This is a genomic window from Jiella sonneratiae (assembly GCF_017353515.1).
In the GTDB taxonomy this organism is placed as follows: domain Bacteria; phylum Pseudomonadota; class Alphaproteobacteria; order Rhizobiales; family Rhizobiaceae; genus Jiella; species Jiella sonneratiae.
The window spans coordinates 66,769-89,428 of record NZ_JAFMPY010000005.1; the positions used below are offsets into that span (position 1 = coordinate 66,769).

19 protein-coding genes and 1 pseudogene are annotated in these 22,660 nt (G+C 69.5%); 8 read left to right on the forward strand and 12 right to left on the reverse strand.

Annotated elements, in window-relative coordinates:
* Nucleotides 1-125 precede the first annotated feature (125 nt).
* Nucleotides 126-1,190, reverse strand: coding sequence for an AI-2E family transporter (locus tag J1C47_RS06205; RefSeq protein WP_207349874.1), 1,065 nt, complete (start codon nt 1,188-1,190; stop codon nt 126-128).
* 178 nt (nt 1,191-1,368) lie between these two features.
* Complete coding sequence (locus tag J1C47_RS06210) at nt 1,369-2,286, reverse strand: helix-turn-helix domain-containing protein (protein ID WP_207349875.1); 918 nt, start codon at nt 2,284-2,286, stop codon at nt 1,369-1,371.
* Between the two features lie 402 nt (nt 2,287-2,688).
* On the opposite strand from J1C47_RS06210, the gene J1C47_RS06215 reads away from it, so the two are divergent.
* Both J1C47_RS06215 and J1C47_RS06220 read left to right on the forward strand, forming a co-directional pair.
* On the forward strand, nt 2,689-4,872 hold the full coding sequence (locus J1C47_RS06215) for a TonB-dependent siderophore receptor (RefSeq protein ID WP_207349876.1): 2,184 nt from the start codon (nt 2,689-2,691) through the stop codon (nt 4,870-4,872).
* 122 nt (nt 4,873-4,994) lie between these two features.
* Entirely contained in the window at nt 4,995-5,654 is a 660-nt protein-coding gene (locus J1C47_RS06220) for a DedA family protein (protein ID WP_207349877.1), read from the forward strand.
* On the opposite strand, the gene J1C47_RS06225 is transcribed toward J1C47_RS06220, so the two are convergent.
* From J1C47_RS06225 to J1C47_RS06235, 3 genes and pseudogenes are all read right to left on the reverse strand, one after another.
* Complete coding sequence (locus tag J1C47_RS06225) at nt 5,645-6,325, reverse strand: YggS family pyridoxal phosphate-dependent enzyme (protein ID WP_207349878.1); 681 nt, start codon at nt 6,323-6,325, stop codon at nt 5,645-5,647. The genes J1C47_RS06220 and J1C47_RS06225 overlap by 10 nt on opposite strands.
* Nucleotides 6,325-6,498, reverse strand: a pseudogene (locus tag J1C47_RS23635) (YegP family protein); the annotation flags it as partial. The gene J1C47_RS06225 and the pseudogene J1C47_RS23635, both read right to left, overlap by 1 nt.
* A gap of 178 nt (nt 6,499-6,676) precedes the next feature.
* Nucleotides 6,677-6,964, reverse strand: coding sequence for a BrnT family toxin (locus J1C47_RS06235; protein ID WP_207349879.1), 288 nt, complete (start codon nt 6,962-6,964; stop codon nt 6,677-6,679).
* Nucleotides 6,965-7,156: 192 nt separating this feature from the next.
* On the opposite strand from J1C47_RS06235, the gene leuS reads away from it, so the two are divergent.
* The gene (gene leuS, locus J1C47_RS06240; protein WP_207349880.1) at nt 7,157-9,775 is read left to right on the forward strand and encodes a leucine--tRNA ligase; all 2,619 of its coding nucleotides are present in this window, start codon (nt 7,157-7,159) and stop codon (nt 9,773-9,775) included.
* Nucleotides 9,762-10,343 carry a hypothetical protein gene (locus J1C47_RS06245; RefSeq protein ID WP_207349881.1) on the forward strand — a complete coding sequence of 194 codons (582 nt, stop codon included), beginning with the start codon at nt 9,762-9,764 and terminating at the stop codon, nt 10,341-10,343. Before leuS ends, J1C47_RS06245 begins: the two co-directional genes overlap by 14 nt.
* A 190-nt stretch (nt 10,344-10,533) precedes the next feature.
* On the opposite strand, the gene J1C47_RS06250 is transcribed toward J1C47_RS06245, so the two are convergent.
* Nucleotides 10,534-10,932 (reverse strand): (R)-mandelonitrile lyase, encoded by a 399-nt coding sequence (locus J1C47_RS06250; RefSeq protein ID WP_207349882.1) that lies wholly within the window; start codon nt 10,930-10,932, stop codon nt 10,534-10,536.
* Nucleotides 10,933-11,467: 535 nt separating this feature from the next.
* Here J1C47_RS06250 and araD point away from each other — a divergent pair.
* From araD to J1C47_RS06265, 3 genes are read left to right on the forward strand one after another with little or no spacing between them, the layout of a single operon-like run.
* Nucleotides 11,468-13,210 (forward strand): L-arabinonate dehydratase, encoded by a 1,743-nt coding sequence (gene araD, locus J1C47_RS06255; protein ID WP_207349883.1) that lies wholly within the window; start codon nt 11,468-11,470, stop codon nt 13,208-13,210.
* A gap of 12 nt (nt 13,211-13,222) precedes the next feature.
* Nucleotides 13,223-14,050: an HpcH/HpaI aldolase family protein gene (locus J1C47_RS06260; RefSeq protein WP_207349884.1), complete on the forward strand. Its 828-nt coding sequence runs from the start codon at nt 13,223-13,225 to the stop codon at nt 14,048-14,050.
* A gap of 2 nt (nt 14,051-14,052) precedes the next feature.
* Nucleotides 14,053-15,012 (forward strand): aldose 1-epimerase, encoded by a 960-nt coding sequence (locus tag J1C47_RS06265; RefSeq protein WP_207349885.1) that lies wholly within the window; start codon nt 14,053-14,055, stop codon nt 15,010-15,012.
* Between the two features lie 58 nt (nt 15,013-15,070).
* Here J1C47_RS06265 and J1C47_RS06270 read toward each other — a convergent pair whose 3' ends face one another.
* The 3 genes from J1C47_RS06270 to J1C47_RS06280 all read right to left on the reverse strand — a co-directional run bounded on the left by J1C47_RS06270 (nt 15,071) and on the right by J1C47_RS06280 (nt 17,916).
* A complete protein-coding gene (locus J1C47_RS06270; protein ID WP_207349886.1) occupies nt 15,071-16,033 on the reverse strand; it encodes an aldo/keto reductase in 963 nt (320 codons plus the stop codon).
* 15 nt (nt 16,034-16,048) lie between these two features.
* Nucleotides 16,049-16,888: an amidohydrolase family protein gene (locus tag J1C47_RS06275; RefSeq protein WP_210382257.1), complete on the reverse strand. Its 840-nt coding sequence runs from the start codon at nt 16,886-16,888 to the stop codon at nt 16,049-16,051.
* Between the two features lie 221 nt (nt 16,889-17,109).
* The gene (locus tag J1C47_RS06280; RefSeq protein WP_207349887.1) at nt 17,110-17,916 is read right to left on the reverse strand and encodes an HpcH/HpaI aldolase family protein; all 807 of its coding nucleotides are present in this window, start codon (nt 17,914-17,916) and stop codon (nt 17,110-17,112) included.
* A 413-nt stretch (nt 17,917-18,329) separates the two neighbouring features.
* Between J1C47_RS06280 and J1C47_RS06285 the strand changes: the two genes are divergently transcribed.
* Nucleotides 18,330-19,724 (forward strand): HD-GYP domain-containing protein, encoded by a 1,395-nt coding sequence (locus tag J1C47_RS06285; RefSeq protein ID WP_207349888.1) that lies wholly within the window; start codon nt 18,330-18,332, stop codon nt 19,722-19,724.
* Between the two features lie 42 nt (nt 19,725-19,766).
* Here J1C47_RS06285 and lpdA read toward each other — a convergent pair whose 3' ends face one another.
* The 3 genes from lpdA to J1C47_RS06300 form a co-directional block, all read right to left on the reverse strand.
* Nucleotides 19,767-21,176 (reverse strand): dihydrolipoyl dehydrogenase, encoded by a 1,410-nt coding sequence (gene lpdA / locus J1C47_RS06290; RefSeq protein ID WP_207349889.1) that lies wholly within the window; start codon nt 21,174-21,176, stop codon nt 19,767-19,769.
* Between the two features lie 138 nt (nt 21,177-21,314).
* Nucleotides 21,315-21,872 (reverse strand): hypothetical protein, encoded by a 558-nt coding sequence (locus J1C47_RS06295; RefSeq protein ID WP_207349890.1) that lies wholly within the window; start codon nt 21,870-21,872, stop codon nt 21,315-21,317.
* Complete coding sequence (locus J1C47_RS06300; RefSeq protein ID WP_207350050.1) at nt 21,869-22,612, reverse strand: SDR family oxidoreductase; 744 nt, start codon at nt 22,610-22,612, stop codon at nt 21,869-21,871. The genes J1C47_RS06295 and J1C47_RS06300 overlap by 4 nt, the downstream gene beginning before the upstream one ends.
* Between the last annotated feature and the right edge of the window lie 48 nt (nt 22,613-22,660).

Sequence of the window (22,660 nt, forward strand, 5' to 3'; positions counted from 1 at the left end):
GCCGCCCTTTTTGAGGCAACGCCGCACCCGCCGCATCGTTGCCGAATGCCGCGCGGCGGCGAAAAGTCGACAGCCTTGGGTGGCCTTCCCCTCCCCTCGGCCGGCAGCTTCTGCCCGCAGCGCTCCTAGTCCAGGCTCCCGCCATGCGGGCCGCCGAGCGTGTCGTTGACGTAGAGCTCGCGCACGAAAACCATGATGACGGCGATCAGCGGCACGGCGAGCGCGATGCCGAGCGTGCCGAACAGGACGCCGAAGATCGCCTGGGCGCCGAGCGTCAGAACCGGCGGCAGCGAGCTGGTGTAGCGCTGCGCGACGGGCTGGGCGAGATTGCTTTCGACGGTCTGGACGAGGACGTAAACGCCGAGGCCGAGCAGCGCCATGGTCACGGATTCCGACAGGCCGACGAGGACGATCGGGATGCCGGCGATGAAGGGGCCGAGGGTCGGGATGAAGGCGAGCAGACCGGCCTGCAGCGCCAGGAGAAACGCGCTCGGCATGCCGACGACCATCAGGCCGATCCAGGTGACGACGAAGACGATCGCCATCGAGATGCCGGTGCCGCAGACCCACAGGACCAGCTCCTCGGTCGCGTCGCCGAGGGTCTGGTCGACGCGGGCGCGCTTCGACGGCGGAAACAGGCTGACGAAGCCGCGGCGGTAGAGCTCCGGCTGGGCGACGAGGAAGATCGCGACGAAGACGATGATGAAGACGTTGCCGAGCGTGCCGAGCACGGAGAACATCGCCTGCGAGGCCGAGGAGAAAATGCCCGACGGATTGGGAAACAGCGTGTCGAGGCCGATCTGCTTGTCCTGGCCCGAGCCGCCGCCGCCGCCCTCCTCGATCCCCATGTCCGCCAGGGTCTTGGCCAGCGATTGGAGCTGCTCGCGCAGCTGGTGCCAGAGTTCGTTGAACTGGCTGATCAGCGTCACCCCGCCATAGAACAGCCCGCCGCCGATCGCGACGAACAGGAAGACGACGACGATCGCGAAGGCCAGTCCCCGCCTGACGCCGAGCCACTGCAGCGGCCGTGCGAGCGCGGCGATGATCGCGGCCAGCAGCAGGCCCCCGAAGATGAGGAGAAGCGCGCCGGCCGCCGCCCAGGCCAGCGCCACCGTCGCCGTCATGGCGAGGACGACCGAGGTGACGATCGTCGCCTTCTTGGTCAGCTCGCTCTCGTTGTCGTCCGTCACGCCGCCCCCGGGTCAAGATGGTCCGATGCGCCGGCCCCCGTCTGCGGCGATATGGCGCCGGCGGGGCGGCCCGACAGGCCGAAAAGCCGGTGGTCGCGACCCGATGCCGGCCGCCGGCCGTCGCGACGAGCGCCGCGGCCCGGGGGCGTTGCGGGAGCGGCCCGGATCGTCGCCGGGATCAGCTGCGGGAAAGGCCGTCCGCGCCCTGCCGCAGGCGCCGCCAGGCGGCGGGCGTCTCGCCGGCGATCTGGCGGAACACCCTGGTGAAGTGGGCCTGGTCGGCGAAGCCGAGCTGCGAGGCGACGGCTGCCACCGTCGGCTCGCCCTCGAGCAGCAGCTGCTTGGCCGCCGCCACCCGATGGGCGAGCTGCCACTGCAGCGGCGTCTGGCCGGTGGTGCGCTTGAAGCGTGCGGTGAACCAGCTCTCCGACAGGCCGACCGTCGCGGCCATCTCGGCGACGGTGAGGCGGCGGTCGCCCTTCGCCTCGATGCGGGCGGCGAGGCGGCCCATCTGCGCCTTGGTCAGCGGCCCGCCCGCCGTTTCGGCTTCCTCGGGCTCGGCCGGAAGGTCGAGGAGCGCGGTGACGATGCTTCCGGCCAGGCACTCGGCATGGACGCCGTGCCGGACCGGCTCGCGGAGTTCCCTGACCAGCAGCTTCGCCAGAGTCTCGATGGCGGCGACGTCTTGCGCCTCGACCGGACGGCGCAGCGCCGCCTGTGCCGCCGAGCCTCCGAGGGCCGGTGCCAGAAACCGCAGCATCCGGTCGCGGTTGAGATGCAGGTCGAGATGGGAAAAGCGGTGGCCGGCCGCAAACTCGGTCCATAGCGGCATGCCGGCGGGAACAAAGGTGACCCGGCGCATCGGGCGAGAGGCCGCGCGCGGCCGGTCCGGCGCGCCGCACGTCCGGATATGCGACGAGACGTCGTTGAAGAAGACGACGATGCGCGGGTCCGGCGAGACGTAGTAGCCCCTCGCCCGCTTCTCGCCCTCCGCCGTCCAGAAGACGCCGGCGATCCCGTCGAGATTGCGCCATGTCACCGGCGCGAGCGGCCGGATGCCCTCGGTCCGGCTGTGCATGGAGTGGGTGAAGCTCAACCTTTCGCACTCCCCGAGCCATGATGCCACCGACCCTCGTCCCCCTGTGCGCGGCGACCGGCTCGGATGCCGCCCGTCGGCCTGCGAAGGCGAGCCAAAACATGACTGGCATCATCATCTTTGGCTTGCGAGTCAATGGCGCCGGCGCGGCGGAGGACCGATGCAACCGCCCTCCACGGCTGCGGGACCGCCCGGCCGACACACTGTGTCCGATCCGCCACAGCATGGTTTGGGTGTGATCGGTGCGGCGGCGATTCCTTCCAGCCCGTCGGATTCTTCAATACCTGATGAAATCGGTCAAGTTATCGCACGAAAGAGGGCGTGGTTCGGGCACCGTCTCGCGGACGGGCGGGGCGGGCCGGGGCGGGCAACGCCGCAATGACGCAGAGAGAGGGGCAGACGATGACCGTCGAAAAGGGGCCGGTGGGGCCGTTCCGGAACGCGAGAAGACCGGTGAACATCGAGGTGCGGGTTCGCGAAGCGCGCTGGCGCACGGTGCTGTGCTGCGGAACGGCGCTCTGCCTCGTCCACCCCGTCGCCGCCCGTGCCGAGGATGCGGCGGACGACGGCGCGGCGATCGTCCTCGACACCGTCACCATCTCCGGCGAGGGCGCGAGTGCCGTCGGCCCCGACGCGACGATCGTCGCCACCGACACGGCGGTCGGCACCAAGACCGACACGCCCGTCCTCGACGTGCCGGCGGCGGTCTCGGTGGTGACCGAGAAGGAGATGCGCGAGCGCGACACCAACGATCTCGACGAAGTGCTTGCCTACACCGCCGGCGTCTCGACCGACATCTACGGCGCCGACGACCGCTACGACTTCTACCTGATCCGCGGCTTCTACCAGACCGGCAACGGCACCTATCGTGACGGCCTGCCGCAGCGGATCTTCGGCTTCACCGGGACGCGGCTCGAACCCTACGCCTTCCAGCGCATCGAGGTGCTCAAAGGCTCGACCTCGACGCTGTTCGGCCTCAACGCCCCCGGCGGCCTCGTCAACGCCATCACCAAGCGGCCGACCGACTATGCCTTCGGGGAAGTCTACACCACCTTCGGCGACGGCCACATCGAGACCGGGACCGACGTCGGCGGCCCGCTGACGGCGACCGGCGACTGGTCCTACCGGATCACCGCCAAGTGGCAGGACGGCGACAACGGCGCGGACTTCACCCGCGACGACCGGGTCTATCTCGCACCGGCGATCACCTGGAGCCCCGACGCGTCGACCAGCCTGACGCTGCTTGCCGACTACAACAAGCGCAAGGGCAACACCTCGCACGGCATTCCCCTCGGCTCGGGCCTCGACCCGGACCTGTTCCTCGGCGAGCCGGACTTCAACGCCATGGACACCGAGGAGAAGAACGTCGGCTGGCTGTTCAGCCACGATTTCGGCAACGGCCTCGAATTTCGCCAGAGCGCCCGCTATTCGACCTTCGATCTGACCTACGAATCCGTCTATGGCGGCACCACCGATCCCGCCGATCCGCGCAGCGCCTGGGCCGTCTATGGCGACGACGAGCGCTTCGCCATCGACAACCAGCTGCAATACGACGCGAGCTTCGGCCGGTTCGACAGCCGCACGCTCGTCGGCCTCGACTACACTCACGACAAGACGAGCGAATACCGCGTCTTCGGGTCGGCGACCGGCATCGACCCCTACGATCCCGACTATTGCGGCCTCTCCTGCATCACCCTGCCCCCCGGCTACACGTGGAACAACGAGCAGGCGGCGACCGGCCTCTACCTGCAGGAGGAACTGACCCTCGACGATCGCTGGATCCTCACCGCCGGCGGCCGCTTCGACCATGTCGAGACCGACAGCGGCTATCCGGACTACGACCTCGCCTACGACGCCACCGACGAGGCCTTCACCAAGCGCTTCGGGCTGACCTGGAAGGCGACGCCGCAGATCTCGGTCTACGGCAACTATTCGGAGAGCTTCGACCCGCTCGGTGCCGACCGCTCGACCATCGTCGGCGATCCCAAGCCGCAGGAGGGGCGCCAGTACGAGGTCGGGACGAAGTACCGGCCGGACGGCTTCGACGGCCTCTTCACCCTGGCGCTGTTCGACATCACCCAGACCAACGTGCCCTATTACGTCACCGCGACCACGCAGGCCCAGGTCGGCAAGGTGCGGGTGCGCGGCGCCGAGTTCGAGGCGAAGGTGGCGATGACCGACCGCTTCGACCTGACGGCGGCCTATTCCTACTGGGACGCCGAGATCCTCGAGGACGGCCTCGACGGCAATGCCGGCAAACGGCCGCAGCTCGTGCCCGAACACATCGCTTCGCTCTGGGCCGACTACACGATCCCCGGCGAGGGCGTGATCGGCGACCTGACGCTCGGGGCGGGCGTGCGCTATTTCGGGCCGACCTATGCCGACAACGCCAACACCATCGACCTCGACGCCCGCACCACCGTCGACGCCGCGCTGACCTACAAGATCAACGATAAGGCGACCTTCCAGGTCAACGCCACCAACATCTTCGATGCCCGGCACGTCGCCCAGGTCGATACCTACAACGGCACGGAATACTACAATGACGGCCGCACGGTGCGCGGGACGCTGCGCTACAGCTGGTAGCGGCCCGGTCGGGCGCCGCGCCGCGCGGCGCCCTCTCCACTATACCAAATCGTATAGCGGCGGCTGCTACCCTTCGCGCTGCCCGTGCGTTAGCCGGGCGAGATCACCGTCGAAGGCCGCCCATGTCGTCAATCCTCGCCACCGTCTCGTCCTGGATCCTCGCCGTCATCTCAGGCCTCGGCCTGCCGGGGATCGTGCTTTTGATGGCGCTGGAATCGGCCTGCCTGCCGATCCCTTCGGAGATTGTCATGCCATTCGCCGGCTATCTCGCCTCGACGGGACGGTTCGATCTCTGGGCGGTGGCGCTCGCCGGGGCGATCGGCTGCAATCTCGGCTCATGGGCGGCCTATGCGGTCGGCGCGCGGGGCGGCCGCAGGCTGGTCGAGAAGTGGAGCCGCCATTCCATCTTCGGCCCGCGCGAACTGGGTCTGGCGGAGCGGTTCTTCGCCCGCTACGGCCCCTCGGCCACCTTCATCTCCCGCATGCTGCCGGTGGTGCGCACCTTCATCGCCCTGCCGGCCGGCATGGCGCACATGAACCAGACGAAGTTCCACGTCTACACCTTCGTCGGCTCGTTCATCTGGTGCCTCGGGCTCGCCTGGATCGGCAAGCTCCTCGGCGACCACTGGAACGACAGCCCGGCGCTGAAGACCGCCTTCCACGTCGCCGACGTGGTGATCGGCCTCGCCCTCGTCGCCGCGGCAGTGCTCTACTGGCGGCATCGGCGGCGCCAGGCGGCGGAAGCGACGCCGACCGAGGCCGCTTCCGACCGTCAGCCGTAGTCGCGGGCGCCGAAGATCGCCGAGCCGACGCGCACCGAGGTCGCGCCCATCTCGACGGCGGTCTCGAAGTCGCCGGACATGCCCATGGAGAGCTTTTCGAGACCGGCTTCGCCGGCCAGCTTCTTCAAAAGCGCGAAGTGCGGACCGGGATTTTCGTCCGCCGGCGGGATGCACATCAGTCCCTCGATCGCAAGGCCGTGCTCGGTTTGGCAGCGCTTCACGAAGGCGACGGCCTCCGTCGGCATGATCCCGGCCTTCTGCGGCTCCTCGCCGGTGTTGACCTGGACGTAGAGCCGCGGGCTCCTGCCCTGCTTCTCCATCTCCTTGGCCAGCTCCCGCGCGATCTTCTCGCGGTCGACGCTTTCGATCACGTCGAACAGCGCCACCGCCTCCGCCGCCTTGTTCGACTGCAGCGGCCCGATCAGGCGCAGCTCGATGTCAGGAAAGCGCTCGCGCAAGGCGGGCCACTTGGCCTTCGCTTCCTGCACCTTGTTCTCGCCGAACACCCGCTGTCCGGCCTCGATCACCGGCAGGATCGCCTCCTCGCCGTGGGTCTTGGAGACGGCGACGAGGGTAACGGCATCCGTTGGCCGGCCAACGCCGGCGGCGGCTTTGGCGATGGCGTCAAGGACGGCTTGGTACTGATCCGCAACGGTGGTTGACGCTTTCACTAATCGATCCCAATCGTTCCGGCTTCGGCCATGTGGCGTTTGATCGTCTCGATGCCCCGGTGGGCGTCGGACTTCGTCCGGTAGCTGGTCGTCGAGAAGACGACCTCGCTGTTGAACATGAAACGGACGCGATACTCGCCGCTCCGGTCCTCGTAGACTTCGAACGTGTAGGAAGCCGGCCCGCTCTGTGGTCGAGGCGAGTTGTCCGCAGGCGGAGCGGCGTCGTCAGAGGCCCAGAACGAGGCGTCGAACTCGGGAATGTCGCCAAAGTCGATGTCCTCGTCCCGCATCGCATCCAGACGCTTCAGCTCATCGCGCTCTTCGGGCGAGAGTTCGGGCGGGTCGACGAGGTCAAGTGTCGTTCGGATCAAGGCCATGTCGGCTTCTCTCACGGGAACTGGCGATGCGGGCGGAAATGATGCGGATCGCGTCGCCGCGCAAGGTATAGACGACGACGACGAGCCGGCCATCGATGAAGCCCGTCGTGACGAAGCGATCTTCGCCGTAGTCCTTGCGGACGTCGCGTCGGGTGACACGCCCCTGGTCCAGAAACACCCGGCGGGCAAGTCGGAAGCTCATGCGATGCTTGGCCCGGTTGCGAGCGTCCTTGTCGTCGTCCCACTCGAAATCCGAGACCATGCGGACAAGGTAGCGACGACGCGAGGATCCAGCAAGGAGATCGGGCCGATAGTTCGTCGCGTGGCTCCCGGCATGACGACGACGATGCGACCGGCAGGGGACCTCCAGTTGACGCCCTCGTGGAAGCCGTGTTGAACGGCGAGCGATTTGAACGGCTGCCTCCCAGGCCCCACAGCGGCAATCATCCCGACCATGACCACCGAACGCTACAATCCCCGCACCGCCGAGCCGAAATGGCAGACCGCCTGGGCCGATGCGCGGCTCTTCGAGACGAGGACCGACGCTGCGGGCGAGAAATACTACGTCCTCGAGATGTTCCCCTATCCGTCGGGGCGCATCCACATGGGCCACGTGCGGAACTACGCGCTCGGCGACGTGATCGCCCGCTACAAGCGGGCCAGGGGCTTCAACGTTCTCCACCCCATGGGCTGGGACGCCTTCGGCATGCCGGCCGAGAACGCCGCGATGCAGAACAGGGTGCATCCGGCGAAATGGACCTACGAGAACATCGACACGATGCGCAAGCAGCTCAAATCGATGGGTCTGTCGCTCGACTGGTCCAGAGAATTCGCCACCTGCGACGTCGAATACTACCACCGCCAGCAGATGCTCTTCCTCGACATGCTGGAGAAGGGTCTCGCCTATCGCAAGAAGTCGAAGGTGAACTGGGATCCCGTCGACATGACGGTGCTCGCCAACGAGCAGGTGATCGACGGCAAGGGCTGGCGCTCGGGCGCCGAGGTGGAGAGCCGCGAACTCGTCCAGTGGTTCTTCAAGATCACCGACTTCGCCGACGATCTCGCGAGCGCCCTCGACCGGCTGCCGCAATGGCCGGAGAAGGTCCGGCTGATGCAGCGCAACTGGATCGGCCGCTCGGAAGGGCTGATGCTGCGCTGGGCGCTGGCCCCCGAGACGGCGCCCGCAAACGAGCGCGAGGTGACGGTGTTCACCACCCGGCCGGACACGCTCTACGGCGCTTCCTTCATCGCCGTCGCGCCCGACCATCCGCTGGCGCAGAAGGCGGCCGAAGGCGACGAGGCGCTGAAGGCCTTCATCGCCGAGACGCGGCATGGCGGCATCTCGGCGGAAGCGATCGAGACCGCCGAGAAGAAGGGCTATCGTACGTCGATCGAGGCGGTGCATCCGCTCGACGCGACCTGGCGGGTGCCGGTCTATGTCGCGAATTTCGTGCTGATGGAATACGGCACCGGCGCCGTCTTCGGCTGCCCGGCCCACGACCAGCGCGACCTCGACTTCGCCCGCAAATACGGGCTTCCCGTCAAGCCGGTGGTGCTGCCGCCGCACGAGGACCCGGTGGCCTTCTCGGTCGGCGACGAGGCCTATACCGACGATGGCACGATCTACAATTCAAAGTTTCTCGACGGCAAGACGCCGGCGGAAGCCTTCGAGGCGGTCGCCGCGAAGCTCGAAGCCACGGAGCTGTTCGGCAAGCCCCAGGCGGCGCGCAAGGTGAACTACCGCCTGCGCGACTGGGGCGTCTCGCGCCAGCGCTACTGGGGCTGCCCGATCCCGGTGCTCCATTGCGACGCCTGCGGCGTCGTGCCGGAACGGCGCGAGAACCTGCCCGTCAGGCTGCCCGACGACATCGACTTCGAAAAGCCCGGCAACCCGCTCGACCGGCATCCGACCTGGCGCAGCGCGACCTGCCCGCAATGCGGCGGCGAGGCTTCACGTGAAACCGACACGATGGATACCTTCGTCGATTCCTCCTGGTACTTCGTGCGCTTCACCGCCCCGCGGGCCGAGGAACCGACCGATCCGCAGGCGGCGAACGCCTGGATGCCGGTCGACCAGTATATCGGCGGCATCGAGCACGCGATCCTGCATCTGCTCTATTCCCGCTTCTTCGTCAGGGCGATGCGCGAATGCGGGCATCTCGACCTCGACGAGCCGTTCAAGGGCCTGTTCACGCAGGGCATGGTCGTCCACGAGACCTATCGCGACGGCCGCGAATGGGTGGCGCCTGCCGACGTCCGGATCGTCGAGGCCGACGGCCGGCGCGTCGCCACCCGCATCTCCACCGATGCGCCGCTTCAGATCGGCGGCATCGAAAAGATGTCGAAGTCGAAGAAGAACGTCGTCGATCCCGACGACATCATCGCCTCCTACGGCGCCGACACCGCCCGCTGGTTCGTCCTGTCGGACTCCCCGCCCGACCGCGACGTGATCTGGTCGGAGGCCGGCGTCGAGGGCGCCCACCGGTTCGTGCAGCGGCTGTGGCGGCTGTTCACCGAGACGGCGCCGAAGCTCGGCCCGGCCGCGGACGGCGCCGCCGAAGCGACCGGAGGCCCGGCGCTCGACATCCGCAAGGCGGTGCACCGCACCGTCGCCGGCGTCTCCGACGACATCGAGCGGCTCGCCTTCAACAAGGCGATCGCCCGGGTGCACGAGCTGGTCAACCAGCTCGCGGCAGCCTTCGGCAGGCTCGATCCGGCCGATGCCGGGGCGCGCGCCGCGGCCCGCGAGGCGCTGTCGATGCTCGCCCGCATCGTCGCGCCGATGATGCCGCATCTTGCCGAGAGCCTCTGGGAGGTGATCGGCGAGGCCGGGCTCGCCGCCGCGGCGCCCTGGCCGGCCGTCGATGCGAGCCTCCTCGCCGACGATCAGGTCACACTGCCCGTCCAGATCAACGGCAAGAAGCGCGGCGACTTGACCGTCCCGGTCGACGCCGGCAAAGCTGAGATCGAGAGGGCGGTGCTGGCGCTCGACTTCGTGAGCGCGGCGCTTGCCGGCCAGGCGCCGAAACGCCTGGTGGTGGTGCCGGGGAGAATCGTCAATGTCGTTGTCTGACCGCGCCGGGCGCGCGCCGCGCGCAAGGCTGGGCGCCCCGGTGCCGCGCCGTGGCCACCTCGCTGCGGCGATCCTCGTGTCGATCCTCGCCGGCTGCACCGCCGGCCCGCTCTACGGCACCAACGGCGTCGGCGGAACCGACATCGGCGGCGAGGCGGCCCGGCTGCCTTATGCCGGCCGCATCCTCATCACCGAGGCCGACACCCGCACCGACCAGCTGGTGCGCAACGAGCTGTCGTTCCGGCTGAACCGCGGCCGGCCCGTCGCCGCGCCGCTCTACGAGCTGCAGCTTTCGGTCTCGGGAAAGGCGCGCGGCACCATCGTCGGCAGCGAGGGCGTGTCGCGCTCGGTGATCTACGTCGAGACCGCGACCTACAAGCTCGTCCGGCTCGGCGACCATGCCGTCGTCACCTCCGGCGAACGCTCGGCGACTGTTCCCTACGACCAGACGATCCAGCTCTACCAGAGCCAGCGCTCGCTGAAGAACGCCCGCGAGGAGGCGAGCCGCCAGCTCGCCGGCCAGGTCGAGCTGGCGGTGGCGAGCGCCCTGTCGCGCAGCGGCGGCTGACGCCGACGCCGCGCCGTCGCGGCGGCCGCCCCGGGCGGCGCCCGCCGGCGTCCGCATGTCATCGCAGCGTCGAAGGGCGACGCAGCGCCCGCCCGCTGCGCCGAACGCACCCAGGCATTCGACGCGGCGCCCAGAGGTCTCGCAGAAACCCGGATCCGGCACCGGGCCTCGTGTCCGATGCCTCTCGCCGTCAGTCGGCCGCGTAGTCCTCGTCCGAGACCTGTTCCAGCCAGTCCACCGGGCTGCCGTCCTGGCGCTCCTGGACGGCGATGTGGGTCATTCCGGTCGTTGCCGTCGCCCCGTGCCAGTGCCGTTCGCCGGGTCCGAACCAGACGACGTCGCCGGGGCGGATAATCTCCTTGGCGCCCCCCTCGCGGCGCACCCAGCCGCAGCCCTCGGTGACGATCAGCGTCTGGCCGAGCGGATGGGTGTGCCACGCCGTGCGGGCGCCGGGCTCGAAGGTGACGCGGGCCATCGCCACACGGGCGGGCTCCGGCGCGCTGTAGAGCGGGTCGAGGCGGACCCGGCCGGTGAAATAGTCCGCCGGGCCCTCGCCCGAGGGCGTCTCGCCGATGCGTTTGATTTCCATGGTCGATGCTCCTTCGCTCCGCCGCCCGGTCCCTCGAGGGACGCGTGAGGGACGCGTGGGGGACGCCGTCGCGGCTCGAGTGTCTGCGCATCGCGCTTTCCCGAAAATCGATCGCGATCTTCGGGCCGATGCTTTCGGAAAGTCCGGCGACGATGGTGGTGCGCAGGCTTCGGCCGGCAAGGCGCTCGTTGCGCAGCCGGCGAGCGGCCGCGGCGGGGGAGAGCATCGCCTGAAGGCAGGCGCAGAGCAGGGCGATTGGCCTGATCTCCCCCCTTGTGGGGGAGATGCCGGCAGGCAGAGGGGGGTATCATGGCGCCGGACCTTTGAACGATGGCGCCGCACCCCCCTCTGGGTTGCCACCCATCTCCCCCGCAAGTGGGGAGATCGAAGCGTTGCCGACGGCGCTTGCAGTCGAGCGATCGCCCTGCCGTGCGCCCGGCGCGCATTGACCCGGAAGGTCCGCGCGCCTTACCTCGGCGGGACGGATCGACTCGCGCCGGGCGCGGCCGCTCCGGTCGGCCGGGAGGACCGCGACATGACCGAGACCAGACGACGCCCGCTCGCCGAGCTGCGCTCGCAGCGCTGGTACGCCTCGAACGACATCCGTGGCTTCGCCCATCGCCAGCGCTCGCAGCAGATGGGCCTGAGGCGCGAGGAGTTCCTCGGAAAGCCGGTGATCGCCATCCTCAATACCTGGTCGGAGATGAGCCCCTGCCACGCGCATCTGCGCGACCGCGCCGAGGCGGTGAAGCGCGGCGTCTGGCAGGGCGGCGGCTATCCGGTCGAGCTTCCGGTGCTCTCGGTCGGCGAGGTCATGGTGAAGCCGACGACGATGCTCTACCGCAACTTCCTCGCCATGGAGGCGGAGGAGGTGCTGCGCTCGCACCCGATCGACGGCGCGGTGTTGCTCGGCGGCTGCGACAAGTCCACCCCCGCCCTTCTGATGGGCGCGATTTCGATGGACATCCCGGCGATCTTCTGCCCGGCCGGGCCGATGTCGACGGGCAGGTGGCGGGGGGTGACCACGGGCGCCGGCACCCACACCAAGAAATACTGGGACGAACTGCGCGCCGGGCGCATCAGCGATGCCGACTGGGTGGATCTCGAAAGCCGCATGACCCGCTCGATCGGCACCTGCAACACCATGGGCACCGCCTCGACCATGACGTCGATCGCCGACGCCATGGGAATGTCGCTCACCGGCGCCTCGTCGATTCCCGCCGCGGACTCCGCCCATCCGCGCATGGCGTCCGCCTGCGGCACGCGCATCGTCGAGATGGTCTGGGAAGACCTCAAGCCCTCCGACCTCTTGACGCGCCAGAGCTTCGACAACGGGCTCGCCGTCTACATGGCGCTCGGCGGCTCGACCAATGCGGCGATCCACCTGATCGCCATGGCCGGGCGGGCGGGCATTCCCCTGACCCTTTCCGACATGGCGGCCGCAGCGGCGAAGATCCCGGTGCTCGCCGACCTCTTTCCCTCCGGTGGGCACCTGATGGAGGATTTCTGGTTCGCCGGCGGCCTGCCGGCGCTGATGCGCAAGCTGACGCCGCACCTCGCGCTCGATGCCCGCACCGTCGAGGGCCGCACGCTGGGCGAGGCGATCGCCGGCGCCGACTGCTATGCCGACGACGTCATCCGCGACCTCGACGACCCGGTGGTGCCGCTGGAGCGCGGCCGCACGCTGCAGCTCCTGACCGGCAATCTCGCCCCCGACGGGGCGGTGATGAAGTCCTCGGCCGCCAGCGACCGTCTCCTGAAGCACCGCGGCCGTGCCGTCGTCTTCGACGAACCCGAGGCGATGCGGCGGGGGATCGACGATCCGGCGCTCGGCATCGACGCCGACACCGTGCTCGTCCTGCGCAATGGCGGGCCGGTCGGCGCGCCGGGCATGCCGGAATGGGGCAACCTGCCGATCCCCAAGGCGCTACTGAAGCAGGGCGTCACCGACATGGTGCGGATTTCCGACGCCCGGATGAGCGGCACCCATTACGGCACCTGCATCCTCCACGTCGCGCCGGAGGCGGCGGTCGGCGGCCCGCTGGCGCTGCTTCGGACCGGCGACGTCGTCAGCCTCGACGTTGCGGCCGGCCGGCTCGACATGGAGGTGGACGCCGCCGAGATCGCCCGCCGGCGCGCCGCCTGGCGGCCGCCGCCGCAGCGCTACGAGCGCTCCTTCGCGGCCCTATACCAGCGCCACGTCTCGCAGGCCGACCGCGGCTGCGACTTCGACTTCCTCGAAGGCACGAGCGCCGTGCCCGAGCCCGAGATCTTCTGAAGGACGGCAGAGATGAGCGACAACCCCTTCAAGCGCTGGTTCGCCGCCGGCAACACACGGCCGACGCCGCTCGGCACCTGGCTGATGGCGGCGGCGCCCGCCACCGCCGAGGCCCTCGGCCATGCCGGCTTCGATTTCCTGGTGGTCGACGCCGAGCACGTGCCGATCGACACCGCCGATCTCGCTCATATCCTGAGGGCCGTCGCCGCGACGCCGGCCGCCCCGCTGGTGCGCCTCGCCTGGAACGACCAGGTTCTGGTCAAGAAGGCGCTCGACGCCGGGGCCGAGACGATCATGATCCCCTTCGTCGAGACCGCCGAGGAAGCGCGGCGCGCCGTTGCCTTCGCGAAATATCCGCCCATGGGCGTCAGGGGCGTCGCCGCCGTCCACCGCGCCTCGCGCTTCGGCGCCGACGCGGCCTATCTGAAGACCGCCAACGACCGCACCTGCGTGATCCTGCAGCTCGAGACGCCCGGCGCGATCGAACGTCTCGCCGAGATCGCGGCGGTTCCGGGGGTCGACGCGCTGTTCGTCGGGCCGGGCGACCTCGCCGCCGCGATGGGCCATATCGGCGACATCGGCCATCAGGACGTGCAGGCGGCGATCGAAGCTGCGGCGCGCATGGCGAAGGACGCCGGCAAGCCGGTCGGCATCGTCGGCGGCAATCCGGAGATGGTCGGCCGGTTCCGCGCCTATGGCTACGACTTCTGCGCCGTCGCCTCCGACGTCGCGATGATGACCGGCCGGGCGCGCGACTGGCTGGCGACCCTGCGCCAGGACGGCGCCGCGACGGTCGGCGCCGGCCCCGGCGATGCGGCGACCGAGGGGCCGGGCTACTGACGATGGCGGCGGCGAGCAATCCGTCCGTTCTCGTGGAGCTTGCCGCCGGCGATCTGGCCGTCCGCATCGCGCCGGCGGTCGGCGGCGCCATCGCCGGCTTTTCCCGGGCCGGCGTGCCGCTCCTGCGGGAGACGCCGGCCGCGGCGCTCGCCGACCGGCGGGCGGGGCTCTGCGGCTCCTATGCGATGATCCCCTATTCCAACCGCATCGCCGATGCGTCCTTCCGCTTCGGCGGCGAGGCCTTCCGCCTGGCGCGCAATTTCGGCGACAGCCCGCACAGCCTCCACGGCAACGGCTGGCAGCGCGCCTGGGAGGTCGCCGCCGCAAGAGCCGATTTCGTGACGCTGACGCTCGACCACGATCCCGCCGAGAGCCCGGCCCGGGCCGCGGAATGGCCGTTTGCCTATCGCGGCGAACAGCATTTTTCCCTCGGCCTGGCGACGCTCTCCGTGACCCTCGTCGTCGAGAACCGCGACGGGCGGCCGATGCCCGCGGGCTTCGGCCTCCACCCCTATTTCGACCGGGCGGGAGCGCATCTCAGCTTTGCCGCCGAGAGGGTCTGGCAGAGCGACGCGCGACTGCTGCCGACCGGACGCAGCGCCGTTCCTGTCGGCTGGGACTGTCGCGCACTGCGCCCCGTGGACGACGTTTCGGCGGTCGACCACTGCTTCGAAGGCTGGGGCGGGACGGCCGAGATCGTCTATCCGGAGCGTAACATACTGATCAGTATTTCCGCCGATCCGGTGTTTTCGAAGCTCGTCGTGTTCCGGGCCGACGAGCGGAGCTTCTTTGCCGTCGAGCCGGTGAGCCATATGGTCGACGCGGTGAACCGCGGCGACACCGCGGACAACGGCCTGAAGACCCTGGCGCCGGGAGAGCGGCTTTGCGGGACGATCCGCTTCACCGTCGCGGATGCGCCGGAAGGCCCCGCCATGGCAGGGAGCACAGGCGGCAACCGCTGAGCGTCGCGGCAAAAAATCCTCCGTCCGGCAAGTTCCGTGCGCCAGTTGCGGCGCCGTCTCAGCCGGGCCGGTACTGGCGGTTCGCCTCCGGGTCGTCGGTCGCAAAGGGCAGATCGGCCAGCGCCTGCCACAGGGCGTCGGGAAGCGTGGCGCCCGCCCATTCCAGGGTCTCTGCGACCCGCTCGGGCCTGGAGACGCCGACGATGGTCGAGGCGACGCGCGGATCGCGCATCGAGAACTGCAGCGCCGCCGCGCCCGGCGCGACGCCGAGCCGCGACGCGGCCTGTTCGACCCGGCGCACCGGCTCGAGTTCCGCCTCGCCGGCTTCCTGATAGGTGACCTTGCGCGTCACCGCGCTGCCCTTGGCGAGGACGCCGCCGGCATAGGGTGCGGCGTTGAGGATCGCGATGCCCTTCTCATGCGCGTAGTCGAACATCGGCGCGGCCGAGCGGTTGAGAAGGGTGAAGCGGTTGTGGGAGATCAGCGCGTCGAAGGGCCGCTCGCGCAGCAGCGGAAACATCAGGTCGAGCCGGCCCATGGCGAGGCCGACGGCCTGGACCAGCCCCTCCTCCTTCAGCCGGAACAACGCGTCGAAGGCGCCGCCCTCGCGGGTGATTTCGGAAAGGTCGGACGCATATTCTGGATCGTGGAGATGCAGCATCGGGATGCGGTCGAGGCCGAGCGCCGTCAGGCTCTCCTCGAAGGAGCGGCGGACCCGGTCCGCGTCGAAGCGCCCCGTCTCGAAGTCGCGGTCGAGCTTGGTCGACAGGACGAAGCCCTCCGGCAGGCCGCCGCGCTCGCGGATGACGCGGCCGATCCGTTCCTCGCTGCGCCCGAAACCGTAGATCCGGGACGTGTCGAGGAAGTTCGCCGGACCGTCGAGGATCGCGTTGACGGTGGCGAGCGCCCGCTCCTCGTCGACCGCGTAGCCGTAGGTTTCCGGCATGTCGCCGAGGGCCGAGGTGCCGAAGCAGATCTCGGTGACCGAAAGTCCCGTGGCGCCGATCGATGTGCGTTTCATGCCCGTCGAACCTCCTCAGGTCAGGCGATAGAACTGGCGCGCCGTGCCACCGAAGACCAGGGCCCTGTCCGCCTCTGAAAGGTGGGCGGCGAGCGAGACGGCCGTCCGGTGCCAGTCGGCGTAGTCGCAGCGCAGGCGGCATACCGGCCAGTCCGAGCCCCACATCACCCGCTCGGGCCCGAACACCTCCAGCACATGCGCCGAATAATAGGCGAGGTCTTCCCGCCGGAAATCGGATCTCGCCTCGGTGACCAGGCCGGAGAGCTTGCAGAAGGCGCCGGTTCCGCTCGCCAGACGCGCGATGCCGCGCGCCCATTCGTCGAAGGATTCCGGGCTCTCGTCGGCGATCGTCGGCTTCAGGCAGTGATCGATGACGACCCGCATCGAAGGATAGCGCTCGAAAAGCGCCGAGAAGTTCTCGGCATGGCGGGGAAAGCCGAGCGCGTCGAAGGAAAGGTCGAGGTCGCAGATGGCGCGGAACGCCCAGTCGAGCTCGGGGCGCAGCATCCAGCCGTCGTCGGGAAGGTCCTGGATCATCGGCCGCACGCCGAGGAATTTCGGATGCGCCGCGAAGCGCCGCAGCGTCTCGATCTCCTCCGGCCGTTCGAAGTCGATCCAGCCGACGACGCCGGCGACGCGCTCGCTCGCATCCGCGATGCCGAGGAGATACTCGGTCTCCCGGCTCGTCGGCGCGGCCTGCACGAGAACCGTGCGCGAGACCCCCGCGGCATCGAGCGCCGGGGCGAGGTCGGCGGGAAGATAGGGCCGCGACAGCACCGGGTCGCCCGGCGGCATCCAGCCGTAGTCGCCGCGTGCCGGATGCCAGAAATGCTGATGGGCGTCGATCGTTTCCAAGCCCCGCCCCCTCGTTTCCCCCGGATGCGGGCCGTTCTCGATCCGGCCCGTAGCGTGTCGCCGCTTGCGCCTCGAAAGCCATGCGGCGACCGGCCGGACTGTCGCCGGCCCTTGTCTTCTAGCCGTCGGATCCGCGGCCGTGCAACCCTTCCGTCACGGCCTTCCGGCGCGGCGTCTGGCGGGCCTCGCCGCCCGCTTCGCCGTCCCCGCCCCTTCCCGGATCAGCCGGGTTCGTTGGCGGCGGGCGTCGCGGCCCGGTCGACGAGGTCGCGCCAGCGCTGCACCGAGGCGGCCGCCGCCAGCGCCAGGAGCCGCGAGTCGCCGGAAACGGTGGTGAGGTCGAAGCCCCAGCCGATCGCCTGGGCGGCATAGTCCGGCGAGCCGCAATGCAGCCCCGCCCGCTTGCCGTTCGCCCTGGCGACGGCGGCGATGCGGCGGATGCTCTCGACGAGCCCTTCGTCCTCGGGATCGAAGCCGGGGACGAGCGCGCCGTCGCTGGTGCCGAGGGCGAGATCGGCCGGCCCGACATAGAGCCCGTCGATCCCCGGCGTCGCGGCGATCGCCTCGACGTTCTGCAGCCCCTCCTTGGTCTCGATCATCGCGAGGGCGAGCACCGCGTCGTTGGCCGAGACGCCGTAACCCGGATGCGCGAAGGCGGCGCGCGTCGGGCCGAAGCTGCGCGTTCCCTTTGGCGGATAGCGCATGAAGCTCGCAAACTCCGCCGCTTCCTCGGCATTGTTGATCATCGGGCAGATGATGCCCATCGCCCCGGCATCGAGCGCCTTCATGACGATGCCCGGCTCGCGCCACGGCACCCGGACGATCGGCGTCACCGGCAAGGCGCGCATCGCCTGCAGCATCGGCAGCATCGCCGCATAGTCCAGCGCGCCGTGCTGGAGGTCGATGGTGATGGTGTCGTAGCCCTGGCCCGCCATGATCTCGGCGGTGAAGGGGCTGCCGATCGACAGCCAGCCGTTCACCGCCGGGCGGCCGGCCTCCCAGAGCTTTCTCAGGCGGTTCTCGACCATGTGACCCTTACTCCCTCTCGGCCGCTCGGCCTTGCTGCCGCGGCAAATTTCCGCCGGGTTCCCGGCACCTTGCCGGCGGGGCCCGACCCCGGCCCTTCATCCCCGGGCCATCCGCAGACCCGCGTCCACCCGTTCCGGTGCAGGGACGACGCACGAACGGACGCCGGACGATCGGCGATCCCTTGCGCAGGCGAGATAGGGCTCCGGCGCGCGTCGTCCGCTCCCCCCCATTCCGATTGCCGACCTCGCGCCCGCGGTCGTCGGACGCGGAGCCTGCCCCGCGTCGACGGCGGCTTCGCGACGATTTCGCGAGCGACTGTTCATGCCGGAGCCGTTCGCGGCAGACCGTTCACCGGTTCTTACGATCGCCGTGTTCAACTCGAGCCGGAACGACGAAGCCTCCGGAGCTTTCGATGGACGTTGACAAGGTGGCGGAGCCGGGAACGGCGGAAAACCGCGGCTCGCTGCGGCTCGCGGAAATCCTCGCCGCGCTTTCGCGGGCGCTTGACATCACCGAGGGTCAGCCGCCCGGCCACTGCATCCGCGTCTGCTACATCGGCATCCACGTCGCCCGGGCGATCGGCCTCGACGCCGCGGCGACCGGCGACCTCTACTACACGCTGCTCCTCAAGGATCTCGGCTGCTCGTCCAACGCCGCGCGGATCTGCGAACTCTATCTGACCGACGACATCGGCTTCAAGAAGAGCTTCAAGGAGATCGACGACAGCCTCGCCCACGTGCTGCGCTTCATCCTGCAGCAGACGGGGCTGAAAGCCGGGCTGGCCGAACGCTTCCGTGCCCTCGTGAACATCTTCCGCAATGGCGGGGAGATCGCCCAGGAGCTGATCCTGACCCGCTGCCGCCGCGGCGCGGCGATCGCCCGCAGGATGCGCTTCGGGGAGGCGGTCGCCGCCGGGATCCACAGCCTCGACGAGCATTTCGACGGCAGCGGCAAGCCGGACGGTCTCGCGGGCGAGGCGGTGCCGCTGTTCTCGCGGATCGCGCTCCTGTCCCAGGTCGCCGACGTGTTCCTGAGGGTCGGCGGGCCGGCGGCGGCCCTCGCCGAGGTCAGGGCCCGCTCCGGCAGCTGGTTCGATCCGCACCTCGTCGCCGCCTTCGAACGGCTCGCCGCCGATGACGACTTCCTGGCGGCGCTGTCGCACCCCGAACTGGGCGAGATGGTGCTCGCCCTCGAACCCGCCCAGCAGCGGCGGGCCGCCGACGAGGACTATCTCGACGACATCGCCTCGGCCTTTGCCGAGGTGATCGATTCCAAGAGCCCCTATACCAGCGGCCATTCCGACCGCGTGGCGCTGTTCACCGACATGATCGCCGAGGCGATGGGCCATTCGCCGGAGCACCGCCGCCGGCTGAAGCGCGCGGCGCTGCTCCACGACATCGGCAAGCTCGGCATCTCCAACCAGATCCTCGACAAGCCGGGCCGGCTCGACGATGCGGAATTCGCCGAGATCCGGCGCCATCCGGTGCATTCCGAGGCGATCCTGTCGGAGATCTCGGCTTTCTCGGATCTGGCGAGGATCGGCGCCCAGCATCACGAGCGCCTCGACGGCAAGGGTTATCCGAACGGCCTTACGGCCGGAGAGATCGGCCTCGACACGCGGATCGTCACCGTCGCCGACATCTTCGACGCTCTCACCGCCGAGCGCCCCTACCGGCCGGCGATGCCGCTCTCGAAGGCGCTGGCGATCCTCGACGCCGATACCGGCACGGCGGTCGACGGCGCCTGCGTGGCGGCGCTGCGACTGGCGCTGGCGCGGCTCGAGGCCGAGCGGCCGGTCGCGGCCTGACGCGGCCACGCCGGCGCCGCCGAGGGGCCGCCGTCAGGATCCTCAGATGTGGATCGGCTTGGCGAAGGCGGCGAAGGCCGCCTCGCGCACCGCCTCCGACAGCGTCGGATGGGCATGCGAGGTGCGGGCGAGGTCTTCCGAGGCGCCGCCGAACTCCATGAGAAGCGCGGCTTCGGCGATCATGTCGCCGGCATCGGCGCCGAGGATATGGACGCCGAGGACGCGGTCGGTCTTCTTGTCGGCGAGCACCTTCACGAAGCCGTCGGTCTTGAGCATCGCCCGCGCCCGGCCGTTCGCCATGAAGGGGAACTTGCCGACGCTGTACTCGACGCCGGCCTTCTTCAGCTCCTCCTCGGTCCTGCCGACCGAGGCGACCTCCGGCGCGGTGTAGACCACCGACGGGATCGCCTCGTAGTTCACGTGCCCGGCCTGGCCGGCGAGGATCTCGGCGAGCGCCACGCCCTCGTCCTCGGCCTTGTGGGCGAGCATCGCGCCCTTCACCACGTCGCCGATGGCGTAGATGCCGTCGACGCTGGTCTTGAAGTGGCCGTCGATCTCGACCCGGCCGCGCTCGTCGCGCCTGACCCCCGCCTCGTCGAGCCCGAGCCCGTCGGTATGGGGCCTGCGGCCGGTGGCGACGAGAACGACGTCGGCCTCGACCGTCTCGGCCTCGCCGCCCTTCACCGGCTCGAAGGTGACTTTCGCCCCGGCATCGCTCTTTTCGACGCCGGTCACCTTGGCGCCGAGCTTGAACTCCAGGCCCTGCTTGACGAGCAGCTTCTGGAAGGCGGTCGAGATTTCCTGATCCATGGGCCCGAGGATCTTGTCGAGGAATTCGACGACCGTCACCTTTGCGCCGAGCCGCGCCCAGACCGAGCCGAGTTCGAGGCCGATGACGCCGCCGCCCACGACGACCATCCGTTCGGGAACCTTGGGCAATGCGATGGCCTCGTCGGAGGAAACGATGGTCGCCGCGTCGAAGGAAAGTTCGACGCCCGGAATGCCGGCGACCTCGGAGCCGGTGGCGATGCAGATCGCCTTGGTGGAAAGCGTCTCGGTCGAGCCGTCGTCCTTCGTCACCTCGACCGCGCCGGCCGCCTTGATCCTGCCGGTGCCGATGATGCCGGTGATCTTGTTCTTCTTGAACAGATAGGCGATGCCGTCGACATTCGCCTTCACCGTCTTGTCCTTGTGGGACATCATCTTTGCAAGGTTCAGCTTCGGCTCGACCTCGATGCCCATCTCGGCGAAGGAATGGCCGGCCTCGGCGAAGGCTTCCGACGCGTAGAGCAGCGCCTTGGAGGGGATGCAGCCGACATTCAGGCAGGTGCCGCCATAGGTCTTGCGCTTCTCGACGCAGGCGACCTTGAGGCCGAGCTGCGCCGCCTTGATGGCGCAGACATAGCCGCCGGGTCCGGAGCCGATGACGACGAGATCGTAGGTGTCAGCCATGGGGAGAGATCTTCCAGTCTGTTTGCAAAGCGGGAGCCGTGAATGGCGCTGCGGGCGCGGGCCCTGTTTCCTTCGCCGCCGGGCGCGTTGCAACCCCCGTCCGGCCGCAGCGCGGCCGGGGCGATGGCGGAGCGGCGGTCAATCGCCGCCATCCGGGCAGTCGCCCGAGGTCTCGTCGAACTTGGTGCGGGCCGGCCGCAGCGTCGCCTTGGAGATCTGCAGCGGCAGGAAGGGCGGCGTCGCCTGGTTGGCCGGCTGCACCAGGCGGGTGACGTAGCAGCCCGAAAACACCCGCACCGCGCCGTCGGTGCCCGTCGCCTCGATCACCGTCGGCACCGCGGTGTAGATCGAGCCGGCGGCGCCGTCGCTGGTCGGTTCGCCGAGCTTCAGGCGCACGCCGGCGGTGGTCTCGTAGCCCTTCTCGAAGGCCGGAAAGTCGGGCCGGCCGGAATCGTCGGCGAAATAGCTCCAGGCCCTCAGATATTCGTGCCGGTCGATGGCGTTGTAGAGCGAGCGGATCAGCGCCTCTGCGTTCGAGCGGTCGTCGGTATAGTCGTCCGGGGCCGGCGCTTCGGCCTGCCCTGCCCCTGCCGCGGCCGGCTGCAGCGCCTCGTCGAGCGCCAGGGCCGGCGGGCTGGCGCCCGCGCCGGCGGCGGCGATGCCGCCGATCAGGAGGGCGAGGCGGATGGTCTTCATGGCAGGATGGCCCTTGCACCGGACACGTCGAGAATGGCGCCGGTGGAATATGAGGCCTCGTTCGAGGCAAGGAAGAGGATCGCCCGCGCGACTTCCTCGGGCGTGCCGGCGCGCCGGAGCGGCAGGCTGGCGGCGATTTCGGCGACCCGGCCCGGCTCGCCGCCGGAGGCGTGGATGTCGGTCTCGATGATGCCCGGCCGGACGGCGGTGACGGAAATCCCCTCTTCGGCGACTTCTTTGGCGAGGCCGACGGTGAAGGTGTCGATCGCTCCCTTGGTCGCGGCGTAGTCGACCCGCGAGCCGCCGGCACCGAGCTTGGCGGCCGCCGAGGAGAGGTTGACGATCGCCCCGCCGGCGCCGCCGCGCTTCGTCGACATGCGCTTCACCGCCTCGCGGGCGCAGAGGAAGGAGCCGACGACGTTGACGGCGAAGATGCGCGTCAGCCGCTCGGCGCTCATCCCGGCGACCGGCGCGACGGCGTCGACGATGCCGGCATTGTTGACGAGGACGGCGAGCCTGCCGAGCCGGTCGGCCGCCTCGAACAGTGCGGCGACCTCCGCCTCGACGCCGACGTCGGCCCTCACCGCGACCGCCTGCCCCCCGGCGCGCTCTATTTCCGCGACGACCGCGTCAGCCGCCTCGCGGTTCGCGGCGTAGTTCACGACGACGGCATAGCCCGCCTTTGCGCCGAGACGCGCGGTCGCCGCGCCTATGCCGCGCGATCCGCCGGTGACGATCATGACGCGTGGGGATGATGCTTCGCTGGCTTCGGACACCGGCAGAAATCC